Below are 16,032 nucleotides of genomic sequence, written 5' to 3'. Positions count from 1 at the left end.
TTCCTGTCAGCCATGCGCAAGCGGTAACCCGAAGATTTCCCCCTGCTTTCATTGACCCTTCTGCTTCCAATTCCCATTATTGAAGGAAGAGTGGTCGCAAGGCTGTATACATGGTGTTCAGGGATGGGCGTGGCGTGGCCAGGCTGGCATGTTCCTGACGAAGGGATGATTTTTAAGTGAGCAAGGATCCATACGAAGTACTCGGCATAGCCCGCACGGCCAGCCAGGATGACATACGCAAGGCCTATCGCAAGCTGGCCAAGAAGTACCATCCCGACCTCAACCCGGGCGACAAGGTGGCCGAGGAAAATTTCAAGGCCGTGGGGGCCGCCAACGCCCTGCTGTCGGACGAGGCGCAGCGCGCACGCTTCGACCGGGGCGAAATCGACGCCAGCGGCCAGGAAAAGGGCTACGGATTTGGCGGCGGTGGTGGCGGCTACCGTGATTACGCGGAAGGGCCGCAGGGCTTCAATTACGGCGGCGGCCAGTTTTCGGAAGATGATCTGGGCGATATTTTCGGCACCATGTTCGGTCAGGGCGGCGGTGGTTTCCGCCGCAGGCCGCAGGGCCCGATGAAGGGCGGCGACCGCCAGTACGCGCTGACCGTCAGCTTTCTTGATTCGGTCAATGGCGGCACGTCGCGCATCACCCTGCCCGGGGGCGCGACGCTGGATGTCAAGATCCCGCCCGGCATTACCGACGGGCAGGTGCTGCGCCTGCGCGGCAAGGGCGATCCGGGGCATCAGGGCGGCCCGGCGGGCGATGCGCTCATCACCATCACGGTCGCGCCCGACAGTACCTATACGCGTGAGGGCAATGACATCCGCATGTCGCTGCCGGTGGACCTGAAAACGGCGGTGCTGGGCGGCAGCATCACCATTCCCACCCCGGCGGGATCGGTCAAGATGAACGTGCCGCCCGGCTCGGACACCGGCAGCGTGCTGCGCCTGCGCGGGCGCGGGGTCAAGGCGCATGGCGGGCAGGAAGCGGGCAACCTGTACGTGAAGCTCCAGGTCACCATCGGCAAGGTGGACGCCGCCCTCGAAGCCTTCCTGAAGAGCTGGACACCCGGTGAGACGGCGGAGCAGGGGGAGGCCAAGGCATGATCACGCTCGAGACCCTGTGCCTGCGCATCGGCAACGTGCCGGCGGAGGACGTGCAGGGGTGGATCGACAGTGAATGGCTGCGGCCCGAAGGCACGCGCGGGCACTATCTTTTCCGTGAGATCGACGAGGCGCGTGCCCGCCTGATTATCGAACTGCGCGATGAAATGGGCGTCAATGACGAAGGCGTGCCCGTGGTGCTGTCACTGCTGGACCAGCTTTACGCCGCCCGCCGCCAGATGCTGCGCCTGCGTGAGGCCATCAGCATCCCGCGTGAGAACGAACTGCGCGGCACGCTGCGCGCCCTCCTGACCAGCATGCATGACGCCCACATGCACGACTGAATGCCCGCACTTTCCCTGAAAAGCCCCCGCACCCGGCCCGGTGCGGGGGCTTTTTTTCGTTCAGTCCGCGCGGCTGAGCGGCAGATCCAGCTTCTGCCCCGGCTTTTCGCCCTGCATCTGCAGGTCGGCGCTGTTGGGTGAGACCAGGCGGAACACCGTGCGCGGGTTGTCATCGACCGAGAGCAGGGACGTGTCATCATGCACCTTGAGTTCGATGGTGCGGCCGGTCAGCCCGGTAATCTTGTTCAGCGCATCGGGCAGGCGGAGGTACAGCCGCGCCGCCGGGCCAAGGGCGCGATTGGCGCTGATGGTCACGGGCTGGAGGCCCAGCGCCGTCCATTCCCCGGTATAGGCCCCGGGACCATAGGGCGGCTTGGGGTCGGCCTCATCGGCGCGCGCCATGCCGGAACTGGCGATCATGCCGCCCAGGGCCAGCGCGCCAAGCGCCATGCTGAATGATTTCATTACTTTGCCATCCTGATCTTTCTTCAGGCGTTACAATGGCAGGCGCGGCGAAAAGGGCAAGCCGTGCGGGACATATCCCCACCAGATGCATATTTTTTATATATGGAAATAGCCTTGAATATATATTGGACGTACGAAGCGGTGTAGCCCACCATCACTGCGCAATCCCACATGACCGGGAAGCGTGGCGGGCGAAGCCCCGCGCCTTGCCGTTGCAGGAGACCGAGGCCATGAAGCTGAAATGCTACGCGGTGAACGATATCGACACCCGGTCCAGCGCGGCGGATGCGACGGGCGTGCGCCCGCGCATGAACCGCCTGTATCAGACATCGACCATGGCCGCCCTGCTGGACGCGGTGTACGATGGCGAGACCACGCTTGACGAACTTTTGATGCACGGCAATTTCGGCCTGGGCACCTTCAATGCGCTGGATGGCGAGATGATCGTCAATGACAGCGTGATCCACCAGTTCCGCGCCGACGGGCAGGCCGGGCGCGTGCCGGGCGACCTCAAGACGCCGTTCGCCTGCGTCACCTTCTTCAACCCGGAGAAGGAATACATGATCGACACCGCGCGCGACAAAGACGGCTTCGAGGCGATTGTCGACCAGCTTGTCAACAATCCCAACCTGTTCGCCGCCGTGCGCTTTACCGGCCTGTTCGAACGTGTGGAGACACGCACCGTGTTCTGCCAGTGCCGCCCCTACCCGCCCATGCTGGATGTGGTCAGCCGCCAGCCCACCATGCAGCTTGGCGCGTCGGCGGGCATCATGCTGGGTTTCCGCACGCCGGGCTACATGCAGGGCGTGAACGTGGCGGGCTACCACCTGCATTTCCTGACGGAAGACGGACGCCGCGGCGGCCATGTTACCGATTACGCGGTGCTGAAGGGCAAGCTGGAGGTGGGCGTGATCTCGGATGTGGAAATCCAGCTTCCCCGCACGGAACAGTTCGCGCGCGCCAACCTGTCGCCAGAAAACATTCATGAGGCCATTCGCGTGGCCGAGGGCGGCTGAGGGCACGCCCCTCCCGCCTGACCGCCCGCGCAGGCTTGCGGGCCAACCCGTTCAGGAAACCAGACATCATGACTGACAAGACCCAATCGGCCCCGCCGGAGTGCGGGGCGGACATGATCGTGCGCAACCTCGTCGCACACGGCACGACCCATGTATTCGGCATTCCGGGGGCCAAGGTGGACCGCCTGTTCGATGCGCTGGTCGACTCGCCCATCGAGACGGTCGTAACCCGGCACGAACAGAACGCGGCCTTCATCGCCGGTGGCATCGGCCGGCTGACGGGCAAGGCGGGCGTGGCGATCGCCACGTCCGGCCCCGGCGCGTCCAACTTCGTGACCGGGCTCGCCACCGCCAATTCCGAAGGGGATCCGGTACTGGCCATCGGCGGGGCGGTAAAGCTCGCGGACCGGCTGAAGCTGACCCACCAGAGCATGGACACCGTTTCCCTGTTCCAGCCGGTGACCAAATACAGCGCCGAAATCACATCCCCCGCCGCCGTGTCCGAAGTGGTGGCCAACGCCCTGCGCTTTGCCGAAAGCGGTCGCCCCGGCGCGGCCTTCGTCAGCACGCCCATGGATATCCTGTCCATGCCCGCGGAGGGGCGCGTTCTGGCCGGGCGCAGGCTGCCCGTACCGGGCCCCGCCCCCGCCGATGCGGTGGCCGAGGCCCTGAAGCTGGTGCGGCGGGCGCAGCGCCCCGTCATCCTGCTGGGCCTGCTGGCCAGCCGGCCCGACGTGGCCGATGCGGTGCGCGCACTGGTGGCCACGACCGGCGTGCCGGTTATCGGCACCTACCAGGCCGCCGGTGCGGTGTCGCAGGAACTGTCCGACCGTTTTGGTGGCCGCGTGGGGCTGTTTCGCAACCAGCCGGGCGACCAGTTGCTGCATGAGGCGGATGTGGTCATCTCCATCGGCTACAACCCGATCGAGTATGATCCGTGGCTGTGGAATGTCGATAACGGCCGCCAGATCGTGCATATCGATGTCGTGGCGGCGGAGCTCGACACCCATTATGACCCGGCGGTCGAACTGGTGGGGGACATCGCGGCCACCGTGCGGGCGCTGGCGGCACAGGCGGGCAGGCTGCCGCGCGCGCCACAGCTTGAGGACATCCTGGCGCAGTATCACGCCACCCGCCTGTCCGCGCTGGCGGGCGCGCGCGGCACCAGCAACGCGGCGGTGCATCCGCTCCACATCGTGCGTGAGCTTGAGCAGTTCATCACCCCCGATGTCACGATGTGCCTGGACATGGGCACCTTCCATATCTGGCTGGCGCGTTACCTGCTGTCCTTCCGCGCGCGGCAGATGCTGATCAGCAACGGGCAGCAGACCATGGGCGTCGGCCTGCCGTGGGGAATTGCCGCAAGCCTGGTCAACCCGGGGCAGAAGGTCATTTCCATATCGGGTGATGGCGGGTTCATGATGTCGTGCATGGAACTGGAAACGGCGGTGCGGCTCAAGTGCAACCTCATCCACATGGTCTGGGTCGATCAGGCCTACAACATGGTCGAGATGCAGGAGAAGAAGAAATACGGCCGTGGTTCCGGCGTGGAATTCGGGCCGATCGACTTCGCCATGTTCGCCCGTTCGTGCGGGGCGCGGGGCATCGCGGTCCATTCCGCCGATGGCGTGGCGGCGGCGCTGCGCGAAGCCATGGAGTGTGAAGGCCCGGTGGTGATTTCCGTGCCGGTCGATTATTCGCAGAACCACCTGCTCATGAAGCCGCTGGCCACATTGGGCGAAACCTCCGCCGCCGCGTAAGGGAACGCGGCGGCGGCAAACCCCGGCCCATGCCCCCGCGCGGGCGGGCCGGTCCGTTCCGGCATGCGACATCGGCATTTTATGCGTAAGTCCCCCGGCGTCGGACATGCCAGACTGACAGCCATCATTCCCTGCGCGCGGTGTGACCTGTAACGGCGGGCACGGCAGGGACATGGCATTAAGGAAAGCAAGGAATGCTGAACAAGGCACACGGCATGTCATCGCCTGCAGGTGCGGAACTGGTTACGGAACTTCGGAACATTGTCGGCCACCCCCATGTGCTGACCGAAGACGGGGCGACGCTGCCCTACCGGCGCGGCTTCCGCTTTGGGGAAGGGCGCGCGCTTGCGGTGGTCATGCCCGGATCGCTGGTTGAGCAGTGGCGCGTGCTCCGGGCCTGCGTGAAGGCGGGCGTGATCGTGATCATGCAGGCGGCCAATACCGGCCTGACCGGCGGCTCCACGCCGGATGGCGATACCTATGACCGTGACATCGTGATCGTGCACAGCATGCGTATGCGCACGATCCACCTGATCGGTGGCGGCAGGCAGGTTGTCTGCCTGCCCGGCGCGACGCTGGACCAGCTTGAGGGCAGGCTTAAGCCCATCGGGCGCGAACCGCATTCGGTCATCGGCTCGTCATGCATCGGGGCTTCGGTGTTTGGCGGCGTCAGCAACAATTCGGGGGGCGCGCTGGTGCGTCGTGGCCCGGCCTATACCGACATGGCACTGTTCGCGCAGGTCTCGCCCGCGGGTGAGCTGCAACTGGTCAACCATCTCGGCATCGAACTGGGCACCGACCCCGAGGAGATCCTCACCCGCGCGGAAGCCGGCAATTTTCCCGAATCCAGCATCGACTGGCATGCCGGGCGCGGGCATGACGATGGTTATGCCCGCCATGTGCGCGATGTGGAGGCCGATACCCCCGCCCGCTACAACGCCGACCTGCGCCGCCTGCACGAAGGCTCCGGCTGCGCGGGCAAGCTGGGGCTGTTCGCCGTCCGCCTCGATACGTTCGAGGCGGAGAAGAACCCCGTCGTGTTCTATATCGGCACCAACGGGACCGATGTGCTGGAAGATGTGCGGCGGCATATCCTGTCGTCTTTCGCGGAACTGCCGATCGCGGGTGAATACCTGCACCGTGACGCGTTCAACATTGCCGAGAAATACGGCAAGGACACATTCGTCATCATCCGCCTGATCGGCACGAAACGCCTGCCCGCGCTGTTCGCCATGAAAAACGCGTTCGACCGGGTGGCGGGGCGCCTGGGCTTCCTGCCCAAGCATTTCAGCGACCGCTGCATGCAGTTCCTGAGCCATCTCTTTCCCGAACACCTGCCCGCGCGCATGCGTGACTACCGGGACCGTTTCGAACATCACCTGATGCTCAAGGTCAGCGCATCGGGTGCGCAGGAAGCGCGGGAATTCCTGAAAAGCCATTTCGAAACGCATGAAGGCGATTTCTTCGAATGCACCCCCGATGAAGGGGCGAAGGCGTTCCTGCACCGCTTTGCCGCCGCGGGCGCGGCCATACGCTACCGCGACATCCACACCGACACGACCGAGAACATCGTCGCGCTGGACGTGGCCCTGCGGCGTAATGACCGCGACTGGTTCGAGGTGCTGCCCAGGGACATCGAGGACGAAATCATCGTCAAGCTGTATTATGGCCATTTCCTGTGCCATGTGATGCATCAGGACTACGTGGTCCGCAAAGGCTATGACTGCATGGCGCTCGAACACCGGATGCTGCCGCTGCTGGACCGGCGTGGCGCGCGCTATCCGGCGGAGCATAATTTCGGGCATCTCTACAGCGCCCCGGATGATGTACTGGCCCATTACCGCCAGCTTGATCCATGCAACTGTTTCAATCCGGGCATCGGCCAGGCGACCAAGCGCCGGAACTGGGTTGCCGAAAGCGTAGGCTAGGCACCATCGCCGGGCCATGCTTCGGGCATGATGGCCCGGTGCGGGCCATCCATTGCACCCCATGGGGGGCGGGCGCGGGCCGATGCGCCCGCACAAGGGAAGGAAAGTCTCAATAATGACATATACAGTGGGCCATTATCTGGGCGAGCGTCTGGCGCAGATCGGACTTGGCCATCACTTCGCGGTGGCGGGCGACTATAACCTTGTCCTGCTGGACCAGCTTCTGGAAATCGAGGGCCTGAAACAGGTCTATTGCTGCAACGAACTCAACTGCGGCTTCAGCGCCGAAGGCTATGCCCGCGCGCGTGGGGCGGGGGCCGCGGTCGTCACCTTCAGCGTCGGCGCGCTCTCGGCGCTGAACGCCATTGGCGGGGCCTATGCCGAGAACCTGCCGGTCATCCTGATTTCGGGCGCGCCCAATTCCAACGACCATGGCAGCGGGCATATCCTGCACCATACCATCGGCACGCCGGACTATTCCTATCAGCTTGAAATCGCCAAGCGGCTGACCTGTGCGGCGGTGTCCATCACGGCGGCGGAAGACGCGCCGGCCCTGATCGACCATGCCATCCGCACCGCCCTGCGCGAGAAGAAACCCGCCTATATCGAGATCGCGTGCAATATCGCCTCGCAGCCCTGCCCACGTCCCGGCCCGGTTGGCGCAATCTTGGCTGATGCGCCATCCGATGCCGCGACACTCAGGCTGGCGGTGGACGAACTGGCCAGCTTCATCGCCACGCGCAAGAAGCCGATGCTGCTGCTGGGCAGCCGCCTGCGCGCGGCAGGGTGCGAGGACGTGGCCATACGCCTGGCCGATGCGCTGGGCTGCGCGGTCGCGACCATGGCGGCGGCCAAGAGCTTCTTCCCCGAGGACCACGCGGGTTATATCGGCACCTACTGGGGGGATGTCAGCAGTTCCAAGGCGCAGCAGATATATGACTGGTCCGATGGGGTGCTGTGCCTTGCGCCGGTCTTCAACGATTATTCCACCGTCGGGTGGACCGCATGGCCCAAGGGCGACAATGTCGCGCTGCTCGACAGCCGCCACATCGCGGCAGGCGGCAAGGCGTTTGATGGCGTCCATCTGCGCGATGTGCTGGAAGCCCTGATCGAACGGCTGAAAGGCCAGCCGAAAAAGGACGCCACGCTGGTGGAATACCGCCGCGTCCACACCGCCGCCGTGCCGCCCGCGCCCGCCGCCCCGGACGCACCGCTGGTGCGTGCTGAAATGGCCCGGCAGATTCAGGGCCTGCTGACCACCAGCACATCCGTCATCGCCGAGACCGGGGATTCCTGGTTCAACGTCATGCAGATGAAGCTGCCCCATGGCGCGCGCGTGGAACTGGAAATGCAGTGGGGCCATATCGGCTGGTCCGTTCCGGCCACGTTTGGCTATGCCGTGGGCGCGCCGGAACGCCGGATCATCGCCATGATCGGTGATGGCTCCTTTCAGTTGACCGCGCAGGAAGTGGCCCAGATGGTGCGGCTGAACCTGCCGGTGATCATTTTCCTGATCAATAACCGGGGTTACACCATCGAAGTCCAGATTCATGATGGCCCGTACAACAACATCAAGAACTGGGACTATGCCGGGCTCATGAACGTCTTCAACGCGGAGGACGGACACGGCAGGGGCTTCCGCGCCACCACGGGGGCCGAAATGGAAAAGGCGATTGCCGCGGCGCTCGCGAACACGCAGGGGCCGACCCTGATCGAATGTGTGATCGACCGTGACGACTGCACCAGCGACCTGATTTCCTGGGGCCGCCGGGTGGCGACGGCCAATGCCCGCCCGCCCGTGGCGCGGTAAGGCCGGACACCATTTTCCGGCTAGTGGGGCGCCTTCGGGTGCCCCTTTTTTATCAGGCTGTTTGAACAGCCTTCTTTTGGGGAAGCTTTTATTATTCTTATCAGGCCATTAGTTTCAGGCGCCTTCAAACAACAGGAGTACAGGTAAATGACGGACAGGACCGGCCCGCGCGTGGGGTGTGGCGCGGCCATCATGGACCGGGATGGCCGGATTCTGCTGTTGCGGCGCCTGCGGGGGCTGGAAGCGGGATGCTGGGGCCTGCCCGGCGGCAAGGTCGATCCGTACGAGACGACGGCCCATGCGGCGGAGCGCGAAATAGCCGAGGAACTGGGCATGACCATACAGGCGCGTGACCTGCTTTGCCTGGTAGAGGAAATGGACGCCACGGGTGGGCATCACTGGGTTTCCCCCGTTTATCTGGTGACCTCATGGCAGGGGGAGCCACGTCTCATGGAGCCCGAAAAACATGAAGGCCCGCACTGGTACGCCCCCGACAGCCTGCCGGACCGGCTGACAACACCCACACGCCAGGCACTGGCGGCCCTGCGGCGGCGAAAGATGGGGTGAACGGCCCGTTAAGGGATCAGGACGGCTCGGTTGCGGTGCCGAGCTTGCGGGCATAATCCCGCAGCGCGCGACGGTGGCGGGAATAGATCATCCGCGTGGTCTGGGAGCGGGTCGGAACCTCATCGGTCGCGAGCGGCAACGTGGCCACGACGGGCGTGGGCGCGGGGGAGGAGGCGGTGGGATCAACTGCCGGGGTCATTGCTGCTTTTCCGCTATGTGCCAAGGACGGGACGGGCTCCGCTGGGTCGTCTTATTAACCGAACGACACAATCCATACGTGTCATACATGTCAGGAATGAGGCATAAAAGTCATGGCAGCCTTGAAAAACGCCGCCGCTCATCACGTTAATTTGCTCCATGAAACTTTTTCACCAGCACGATTCCGCTGCTCAAAATTTCCAAAAGTTAATGTGATGAACTTCGCGCGCCATACAAATTAAAAAATATCTAATAATCCCCAGACTTGGAGGAACCGCAGCCACGCAGATGGCCCGGTTCAGCCAATATCGCGTAGCAACCGGCCTTCCCGCCATGCGTGGCATAAGTCCAGCGTGCGCGTGAACCAGTCCGGCCCCAGGCCCTGCACCTGCGCGGTGTGCCGATGGGTGCCGGTCCATGCCAGAAGCTGGATTCGCCGCTGGATGACAAGCGTGGGCAAAATATCCAGATCGGCCTGCGCCACCTGTCCCGCCATCGCATAGCCGTGCAGCCAGTGATCGACCCAGCGGGGGGCGTGAGGGTGGTCTTCATGAAAGCTGAGCGCCGCCGCCAGATCCTGCATGAACCAGCTTATGCCACAGTCATCGAAATCAATCAGGCGGGTATGCGCCCCGCTGACCAGCAGGTTGGCCAGCCGCAGGTCGGCATGGATCAGCCCGAACCGCTCCGGTTGCCGGCCATATTCCTCCAGTTCCGCATTGATCCGGCGCAGGCATGCCGCGATCAGTTCATGCGCCCCGTCGGTCATGCCCGGAACCGCTTCCCACCGTCCCCACAGGGCGCGGGGGCCGGTCATGGTGTCGGGGGTCCATGCCTTGCGGGTAAAACCGGGGGGGCGTGCCCAGTGGCGGCTGTGGTCATGCAGCCGGGCGGTCACGCGGCCCAGACGGGTAAAGGCTATGGGGTCGATGTCCGGAGTCGGCTCGGCGCCGTCCATCCATGCGAACAGCACGGCGTGGCGGGTGACGCCATCGGGCGCGGGCAGGGTGCGGATAAGGCTGCCGTCATGGCCGGGCACGGGCACCGGCACTTCCAGCCCGGCCCCATGCAGCGCGCCAAGCCAGGCCAGTTCGCTGCCGATTTCAGCGGCGGTATGATAGCCCGGCCGGTGCAGGCGCAGCGCGTAGCGCGGCCCGCAGGCGGTATCGACCCGGAAAATGACGTTTTCTGAAATGGAAAGCAGGTGAGGCCCCGCGTCACGCAGGTCGTATCCGGCCAGCGCGGCATGGGCCATGTGGTACAGGAAGGCGGAATCGGTCATGATCCGCCAGCCATACCGCGTGCCGCCGCGCGGATGAAGGGCGCGTTACAGCAGGCAGTTGAACTGCAGGCCCATCACCGCCGCATCATGATAGGTGGTGGTGCCGCCGGGACGGTTGATATACTGGAAATCTGGCTGGAAGCTCATGCCGCGCGCGGTGTGGATGTTGTAGAAAAGTTCGTACACGTCCTCATGCGTCTGGATGCCCCATGCCCTGCCCCACTGGTTGTTCAGGAAGGGCGTGCCCGCCAGGACCGAGGATTCCTGTTGCAGGACCGAGGCGCGGCTCATCTCGAAATAATGGAACATCGCCCCCACCGTATCGAGCGGGCGGCCCCATTTCGCGCCGGTTTCGATCATGCCGACCCAGACATGCTGCTTCATGGCCGAGATCTTGCCCGAGGTGTACATGTAGCCCGCCAGCGCGATCAGGCCGTTGGTCGGTCCCTTGCCATTGCGCACGATCATCTGGTCCGCCTGGAACCATGCGGTGCTGACACCGGACTGCTTGCGGAAAGGCTGGTGGGTGAGCACGGCGGAGTTACCGTTTATATCGGAATACAGGTCATCGTACTGCGAATTGTCATAGCCGTACCCCGCCTTGTAATGCCCGGCCAGATGGTTGCGGCCGAATTCCGGCAGCCAGCCGAATTCAACCGGGGTGGAGAATTTGCCAAGACCACTCTGTGCCCATGCCCAGCCCGAAATGCCGCCGTTGAAGGAGTGGGGCGAGACGGCGAACATGCTGGCCATGATATAGGTATCGACCGTGGGCATGACCCGCATCACCACGCCCAGGTTGCCCGATGGCCAGTCGCGCCCGCCCGGCACGTATTTACCCGGCGCGGGGTTACCGCAGATCGACACGTTCATGAACTCGCAGTACAGCGGGGAGGCGGCGAAGAAGCTGCCCACCGGAATCCAGCCCGCGCTGATATCGAGCCGGTTATGGAACAGGGACTGTTCGGCGTACATATAGACAAGATGGGCGACCACGTTGCCACGCGCGCCATAAATCTGCTGTACGCCGCCAAGGGAATCGTGGATGTAGTCGGTGCTGAGGTTACGCCCGTGACCGTTCACGATCATGGTGTGGGTCCAGAAATTCTTGGGCGCACCCGCCAGCTTGTTCCAGTCGATGTCGATTTCCACCCCGACCTGCCCGGCATCCGTCACGCCCTGCTTGGCGCCGCCACGGAAATTGCCGGCCAGTTCTTCATGCACGTCGGCTTCGATATGCACGCCATGGTTCAGCAGGAAGGGCTGGACACCCCACCAGTTACCAAAAAGATGCTGGTTGCCGTAGGGCGCGTTGAAAAACTGCCCGGGATCCTGCACCGATGTATTGCGTCGGGCGTTGACATTGAGGCTGGGCTGTACGCCCACGAAACCCTGTCCTTCCCCCGGCAGGGCCTGCGCCAGGGCGGCCTTGTTCAGGGTGAAAAGGGCAAGAAGAAGCAGGGGCAGCGGTATAAAAAAGCGGGCAAATGTTCTGATCATTCGCACATCGATAGCATATTTCATACCTAATATAAACCTTGACGGGGGAATTATGAAAAAAACTAAGGCCATGCAAAATAATACTAAAGAGATTTTTTTTGCTACAGCAATATATTGATATAGTACGTCACTATTCCTTGTTGTATTTTTTTGTGCAACGCACAAATACATCGGGGGTTTGTGTTTGTTCACACATATTACTCATTTCCCCCGGTCTGGTTCGGTTCGGATCCCATCACAATCCAATGACCGTTGACGTCCGGCCGCCGGAATGGTGAACATGAAGAATGTCGCGACTAGATATGAACAAACCCTTCCTGCCCGTCCGCATTGCGGTACTGACAGTTTCCGATACCCGCACCCCGGAAACGGACAGGTCGGGTGATATCCTGGCTGAACGGATCGCCCGCGCCGGTCATGTCGTGGCCGCCCGCGCCATCGTGACCGATGATGCCCGGCAGATCGCGGCCACCCTGTCCGGATGGATCGCGGATGAGCAGGTCGATGTCGTCATTTCCAGCGGCGGCACCGGCGTGACCGGCCGCGACGTCACGCCTGAAGCGTTTGACCAGGTGATCGAAAAGCGCATCGAGGGGTTTGGGGAGCTGTTCCGCATGCTGTCCTACCAGAAGATCGGAACCTCGACGATCCAGTCCCGCGCCGTCGCGGGCGTGGCGAACGGAACTTACCTGTTCGCGCTGCCCGGTTCGTCCGGCGCGGTGAAGGATGGATGGGACGACATTCTGGTCTGGCAGCTCGACAGTCGCCATGTGCCCTGCAATTTTGTCGAACTCATGCCCCGCCTGCGCGAACATCTCGTCCCCGACGGGCATGGGCATTAAGCGATCATTTAAAACAACCATTTGACAGGAAATGATAAAAGTTTCTGGGCGCCGTCCTTTTTCAATAAAGACGGCGTTTCATGAAGCTTTTGGAAAATAGCCGCACCCGAATGCGTCGTGATGGAAAGAAACGGATATGAGCGCACCAAGACTGCTGCTTCTGGCTGGTGATTACGTCGAGGATTACGAGGTCATGGTCCCCTATCAGGCCCTGACCATGCTGGGCTATCAGGTCGATGCGGTCTGTCCCGGCCGGGGGAAGGGGGAGCATGTCCTGACCGCCATCCATGATTTCGAGGGCGCGCAGACCTATAGCGAAAAACCCGGCCACCGCTTCACGCTGACCGCCAGTTTTGATGACGTAAGGCACGGGGATTACGCCGGTCTGGTCCTGCCCGGCGGGCGCGCGCCGGAATACCTGCGGCTGGATGCGCGGGTGATCGCACTGGTCCGCGCCTTTGCCGACCGGCCCATTGCCGCCATCTGCCATGCGGGGCAGTTGCTGGCGGCGGCCCGGATCATTTCCGGGCGCAAGGTGTCGGCCTATCCCGCCTGCCGCCCCGAGGTGGAACTGGCCGATGGGATTTACGCCGATATCGCCCTTGATGCGGCGATAACCGATGGCAGGCTGGTCACCGCCCCGGCATGGCCCGCCCACCCGGCGTGGCTGGCGCAGTTCATCGCCGTGCTGGGGGCGAAGGTCACGCTCTGAGCGTTAGCGCACGCCGGGTGCGCGTGCGGTTTCAGATCCCGCTGCTGTTCAGGGCGGGGCGGTTCAGGATCGACAGGAATTCCCGCCGCGTGTCGGAATTGGAGCGGAACGTGCCCAGCATGCGGCTGGTCACCATCGACACGCCGGGGCGATGCACGCCGCGCGTGGTCATGCACTGGTGCGACGCCTCGATCACCACGCCCACGCCATAGGGCTGGAGTTCCTCGTTGATGGTGTTGGCGATCTGCGCCGTCAGGCGTTCCTGAATCTGGAAGCGCCGGGCATAGGCATCGACCACGCGGGCCAGCTTGGATATGCCGACCACGCGCTTGCGCGGCAGGTAGGCGACATGGGCCACGCCGATGATGGGCACCATGTGGTGTTCGCAATGGCTCTCCACGCGGATGTCGCGCAGCAGCACCATCTCGTCATAGTCATCGACTTCGGAGAAGGTGCGGCGCAGCAGGTCAACCGGATCTTCGGCATAGCCGCTGAAAAATTCATCATACGACCTGATGACGCGCTCCGGCGTGTCGTGCAGGCCCTCGCGGTCCGGATCTTCACCAGCCCAGCGCAGCAGGGTGCGTACGGCCTCTTGGGCTTCCATGCGGGAAGGGCGGGGATTGATGGTGGTCATTGCTGTCGGTTCTTGTGGCAGGGGCAGGCCCGGCAGGGGCGTGCCACGGGGAAAAACTTAATGAAGGACAGTCGGATGGTGCGGGCTGTCCAGGCTGAAGACGGGAATGCTGACATCGAAGTGCTCCCGGCTTGCCGGGCGGATCATGTGGTACGTGCCGCCCATGAAGCCGGTTGGCGTTTCAAGTGCCGCGCCCGACATGTATTCGAAACTGGCGTTGGCGTCGATAACCGGCTGTTCGCCCACAACGCCATCGCCCTCCACGCGGTCGATCCGGCCCTGCCCATCCACAATGCGCCAGCTCCGGCGCAGGAGCTGGATCTGTTCGCCGCCATGGTTCTCGATGCGGATCCGGTAAGCCCACACATAGCGGTGCTCGTCCGGCTCCGACTGGTCATCGAGCCAGAAGGTCTGGACAACCACGCGCACGTCATCGGTCGTGGCCTCGAAACAGGGGGTGCTGTCCGTTATCTCGCCCAGCGGGGACTCCGCTCCTTCCCCACCGGGGGGAGGGAAAGGCCGGTTCTTGCTCATGGAGGGGAGGCTCCTCAGGTTACCGGTTGGCCAGCGCCGCGACGCCGCGCTTGAGGTCGTCGATCAGGTCATCGGCATCTTCCAGCCCGACGGAAAAGCGGATCGCACCGTCGTTGATGCCAAGGCGGGCCCGTTCCTCGGGTGCCAGCTTCATGTGCGTGGTGGTGGCCGGATGCGTGACAAGGGAACGCGCATCGCCCAGGTTGTTTGAAATCGAGATGACGCGCAGCGCGTTCATGAACGCGAACGCCTCCGCCTTGCCGCCCTCGACCTCGAAGGCGACCAGCGTGGATCCGGCCGACATCTGCTTTTTGGCCAGTTCATATTGCGGGTGGTCCGCACGGCCGGGATAGAACACGCGCCGGATGCCCGGTGCGTCGGCCAGGAAGTCGGCCACTTTCGCCGCGTTGCGGGTCATGGCGTCCACGCGCAGCGCCAGTGTCTCGATGCTCTTGAGCATGACCCAGGCGTTGAAGGGGGACAGGCTGTTGCCGGTGTTGCGGATGAACGGGCGCAGCACCTCATCAATCCATTTGGCCGAAGACAGCACCGCGCCGCCCAGCACCCGGCCCTGCCCGTCGATATGCTTGGTGCACGAATACACCACCACATCGGCCCCCAGTTCCAGCGGCTTCTGGTACAGCGGGGTGGCGAACACGTTGTCCACCACCACGGTCGCCCCGGCCTTGTGCGCGAGATCGCAGATCATGCGGATGTCGAGCACGTCGAGCATCGGGTTGGACGGGCTTTCCAGCAGCACGGCGCGGGTGGGCAGGGCCAGCGCGTCCTTCCATGCGGCAAGGTCGCCGCCATCGACGAACACGGTCTCGACACCGTAGCGCGGCAGCAGTTCCGCCACGATCCAGTGGCACGAGCCAAACAGCGCGCGGGATGCGACAACTCGGTCCCCCGCACGGACCTGCGCCAGCAGCGCGGAGGACACGGCCCCCATGCCGGTTGCGGTCAGCGCGCAGGCTTCCGCGCCCTCAAGGTCGCACAGGCGGCGTTCGAGGTTGGAGAGGGTCGGGTTGCCAAAGCGTGAATACTGGTAATGCGAGACATCGCCCGTAAAGGTGCCTTCGGCCTGTTCGGCGTTGTCATAGACAAAGCCGGAGGTCAGGAACATCGCCTCGCTGGTTTCCCCATAGGGGGTGCGTTCAAGGCCCGCGTTGATCAGGCGGGTGGCGGGACGGAGCGATCTGGGGTCAGGCTGGTCAGTCATGGGAAATGGAAATTCCTGCAAACAGGGTGATCTGGACAAGCGGGCCGAGACCAGCGGCGGTTCATGCGCGACAGGCCAGCCCGCAAGGGCGGTTCACGACCGTGGAAACCAT

The 16,032-nt window shown here is 63.5% G+C and carries 16 protein-coding genes; 9 read left to right on the top strand and 7 right to left on the bottom strand.

Annotated elements, in window-relative coordinates; translation table 11 throughout:
* Window positions 1-176 precede the first annotated feature (176 nt).
* Window positions 177-1,106, top strand: coding sequence for a DnaJ C-terminal domain-containing protein (locus tag LDL28_RS07880; protein ID WP_233058054.1), 930 nt, complete (start codon window positions 177-179; stop codon window positions 1,104-1,106).
* Window positions 1,103-1,447, top strand: a complete 345-nt coding sequence (locus LDL28_RS07875) for a chaperone modulator CbpM (RefSeq protein WP_233058053.1) — start codon at window positions 1,103-1,105, stop codon at window positions 1,445-1,447. Before LDL28_RS07880 ends, LDL28_RS07875 begins: the two co-directional genes overlap by 4 nt.
* A 60-nt stretch (window positions 1,448-1,507) precedes the next feature.
* Here the strand turns inward: LDL28_RS07875 and LDL28_RS07870 are convergent, their stop codons facing one another.
* Complete coding sequence (locus tag LDL28_RS07870) at window positions 1,508-1,912, bottom strand: hypothetical protein (RefSeq protein ID WP_233058052.1); 405 nt, start codon at window positions 1,910-1,912, stop codon at window positions 1,508-1,510.
* Between the two features lie 230 nt (window positions 1,913-2,142).
* Here LDL28_RS07870 and budA point away from each other — a divergent pair, with 230 nt between their 5' ends.
* The 5 genes from budA to LDL28_RS07845 all read left to right on the top strand — a co-directional run bounded on the left by budA (window position 2,143) and on the right by LDL28_RS07845 (window position 8,993).
* Entirely contained in the window at window positions 2,143-2,928 is a 786-nt protein-coding gene (gene budA / locus LDL28_RS07865; RefSeq protein WP_233058051.1) for an acetolactate decarboxylase, read from the top strand.
* Window positions 2,929-2,996: 68 nt separating this feature from the next.
* A complete protein-coding gene (alsS, locus tag LDL28_RS07860) occupies window positions 2,997-4,688 on the top strand; it encodes an acetolactate synthase AlsS (RefSeq protein WP_233058050.1) in 1,692 nt (563 codons plus the stop codon).
* Window positions 4,689-4,882: 194 nt separating this feature from the next.
* Window positions 4,883-6,616 carry a D-lactate dehydrogenase gene (dld, locus tag LDL28_RS07855; RefSeq protein ID WP_370636280.1) on the top strand — a complete coding sequence of 578 codons (1,734 nt, stop codon included), beginning with the start codon at window positions 4,883-4,885 and terminating at the stop codon, window positions 6,614-6,616.
* Between the two features lie 115 nt (window positions 6,617-6,731).
* On the top strand, window positions 6,732-8,426 hold the full coding sequence (locus tag LDL28_RS07850) for an alpha-keto acid decarboxylase family protein (RefSeq protein WP_233058049.1): 1,695 nt from the start codon (window positions 6,732-6,734) through the stop codon (window positions 8,424-8,426).
* 147 nt (window positions 8,427-8,573) lie between these two features.
* Complete coding sequence (locus LDL28_RS07845; protein ID WP_233058048.1) at window positions 8,574-8,993, top strand: NUDIX domain-containing protein; 420 nt, start codon at window positions 8,574-8,576, stop codon at window positions 8,991-8,993.
* A gap of 16 nt (window positions 8,994-9,009) precedes the next feature.
* Here the strand turns inward: LDL28_RS07845 and LDL28_RS07840 are convergent, their stop codons facing one another.
* The 3 genes from LDL28_RS07840 to LDL28_RS07830 form a co-directional block, all read right to left on the bottom strand.
* Window positions 9,010-9,192, bottom strand: a complete 183-nt coding sequence (locus LDL28_RS07840) for a hypothetical protein (RefSeq protein ID WP_233058047.1) — start codon at window positions 9,190-9,192, stop codon at window positions 9,010-9,012.
* Between the two features lie 297 nt (window positions 9,193-9,489).
* The gene (locus LDL28_RS07835) at window positions 9,490-10,473 is read right to left on the bottom strand and encodes a phosphotransferase enzyme family protein (protein WP_233058046.1); all 984 of its coding nucleotides are present in this window, start codon (window positions 10,471-10,473) and stop codon (window positions 9,490-9,492) included.
* 45 nt (window positions 10,474-10,518) lie between these two features.
* Entirely contained in the window at window positions 10,519-11,997 is a 1,479-nt protein-coding gene (locus LDL28_RS07830) for a carbohydrate porin (RefSeq protein ID WP_370636278.1), read from the bottom strand.
* A 263-nt stretch (window positions 11,998-12,260) separates the two neighbouring features.
* Between LDL28_RS07830 and moaB the strand changes: the two genes are divergently transcribed.
* Both moaB and LDL28_RS07820 read left to right on the top strand, forming a co-directional pair.
* Window positions 12,261-12,815, top strand: a complete 555-nt coding sequence (gene moaB, locus LDL28_RS07825; protein ID WP_233058044.1) for a molybdenum cofactor biosynthesis protein B — start codon at window positions 12,261-12,263, stop codon at window positions 12,813-12,815.
* Window positions 12,816-12,951: 136 nt separating this feature from the next.
* Window positions 12,952-13,527, top strand: a complete 576-nt coding sequence (locus LDL28_RS07820) for a DJ-1/PfpI family protein (protein WP_233058043.1) — start codon at window positions 12,952-12,954, stop codon at window positions 13,525-13,527.
* A gap of 31 nt (window positions 13,528-13,558) precedes the next feature.
* Here LDL28_RS07820 and folE read toward each other — a convergent pair whose 3' ends face one another.
* Genes folE through metZ form a run of 3 tightly spaced genes read right to left on the bottom strand, consistent with a single transcriptional unit; the run spans window position 13,559 to window position 15,920 of the window.
* Complete coding sequence (folE, locus tag LDL28_RS07815; RefSeq protein ID WP_233058042.1) at window positions 13,559-14,164, bottom strand: GTP cyclohydrolase I FolE; 606 nt, start codon at window positions 14,162-14,164, stop codon at window positions 13,559-13,561.
* Between the two features lie 57 nt (window positions 14,165-14,221).
* Window positions 14,222-14,698, bottom strand: coding sequence for a Co2+/Mg2+ efflux protein ApaG (gene apaG / locus LDL28_RS07810; RefSeq protein WP_233058041.1), 477 nt, complete (start codon window positions 14,696-14,698; stop codon window positions 14,222-14,224).
* A gap of 19 nt (window positions 14,699-14,717) precedes the next feature.
* Complete coding sequence (metZ, locus tag LDL28_RS07805) at window positions 14,718-15,920, bottom strand: O-succinylhomoserine sulfhydrylase (RefSeq protein ID WP_233058040.1); 1,203 nt, start codon at window positions 15,918-15,920, stop codon at window positions 14,718-14,720.
* Window positions 15,921-16,032 lie beyond the last annotated feature (112 nt).

This window comes from Komagataeibacter sp. FNDCR2, from assembly GCF_021295395.1.
GTDB lineage: Bacteria > Pseudomonadota > Alphaproteobacteria > Acetobacterales > Acetobacteraceae > Komagataeibacter.
This window is presented reverse-complemented; position numbering and strand designations above follow the sequence as displayed.

What these genes read in the sequence shown, in the direction of transcription:
- dld (WP_370636280.1), top strand. Translation starts at nt 4,883, where the DNA reads ATGCTGAACAAGGCACACGGCATGTCATCGCCTGCAGGTGCGGAACTG.
- metZ (WP_233058040.1), bottom strand. Translation starts at nt 15,920, where the DNA reads ATGACTGACCAGCCTGACCCCAGATCGCTCCGTCCCGCCACCCGCCTG.
- LDL28_RS07850 (WP_233058049.1), top strand. Translation starts at nt 6,732, where the DNA reads ATGACATATACAGTGGGCCATTATCTGGGCGAGCGTCTGGCGCAGATC.
- LDL28_RS07875 (WP_233058053.1), top strand. Translation starts at nt 1,103, where the DNA reads ATGATCACGCTCGAGACCCTGTGCCTGCGCATCGGCAACGTGCCGGCG.
- budA (WP_233058051.1), top strand. Translation starts at nt 2,143, where the DNA reads ATGAAGCTGAAATGCTACGCGGTGAACGATATCGACACCCGGTCCAGC.
- LDL28_RS07840 (WP_233058047.1), bottom strand. Translation starts at nt 9,192, where the DNA reads ATGACCCCGGCAGTTGATCCCACCGCCTCCTCCCCCGCGCCCACGCCC.
- LDL28_RS07845 (WP_233058048.1), top strand. Translation starts at nt 8,574, where the DNA reads ATGACGGACAGGACCGGCCCGCGCGTGGGGTGTGGCGCGGCCATCATG.
- LDL28_RS07830 (WP_370636278.1), bottom strand. Translation starts at nt 11,997, where the DNA reads ATGAAATATGCTATCGATGTGCGAATGATCAGAACATTTGCCCGCTTT.
- alsS (WP_233058050.1), top strand. Translation starts at nt 2,997, where the DNA reads ATGACTGACAAGACCCAATCGGCCCCGCCGGAGTGCGGGGCGGACATG.
- moaB (WP_233058044.1), top strand. Translation starts at nt 12,261, where the DNA reads ATGTCGCGACTAGATATGAACAAACCCTTCCTGCCCGTCCGCATTGCG.
- LDL28_RS07820 (WP_233058043.1), top strand. Translation starts at nt 12,952, where the DNA reads ATGAGCGCACCAAGACTGCTGCTTCTGGCTGGTGATTACGTCGAGGAT.
- LDL28_RS07835 (WP_233058046.1), bottom strand. Translation starts at nt 10,473, where the DNA reads ATGACCGATTCCGCCTTCCTGTACCACATGGCCCATGCCGCGCTGGCC.
- LDL28_RS07870 (WP_233058052.1), bottom strand. Translation starts at nt 1,912, where the DNA reads ATGAAATCATTCAGCATGGCGCTTGGCGCGCTGGCCCTGGGCGGCATG.
- folE (WP_233058042.1), bottom strand. Translation starts at nt 14,164, where the DNA reads ATGACCACCATCAATCCCCGCCCTTCCCGCATGGAAGCCCAAGAGGCC.
- apaG (WP_233058041.1), bottom strand. Translation starts at nt 14,698, where the DNA reads ATGAGCAAGAACCGGCCTTTCCCTCCCCCCGGTGGGGAAGGAGCGGAG.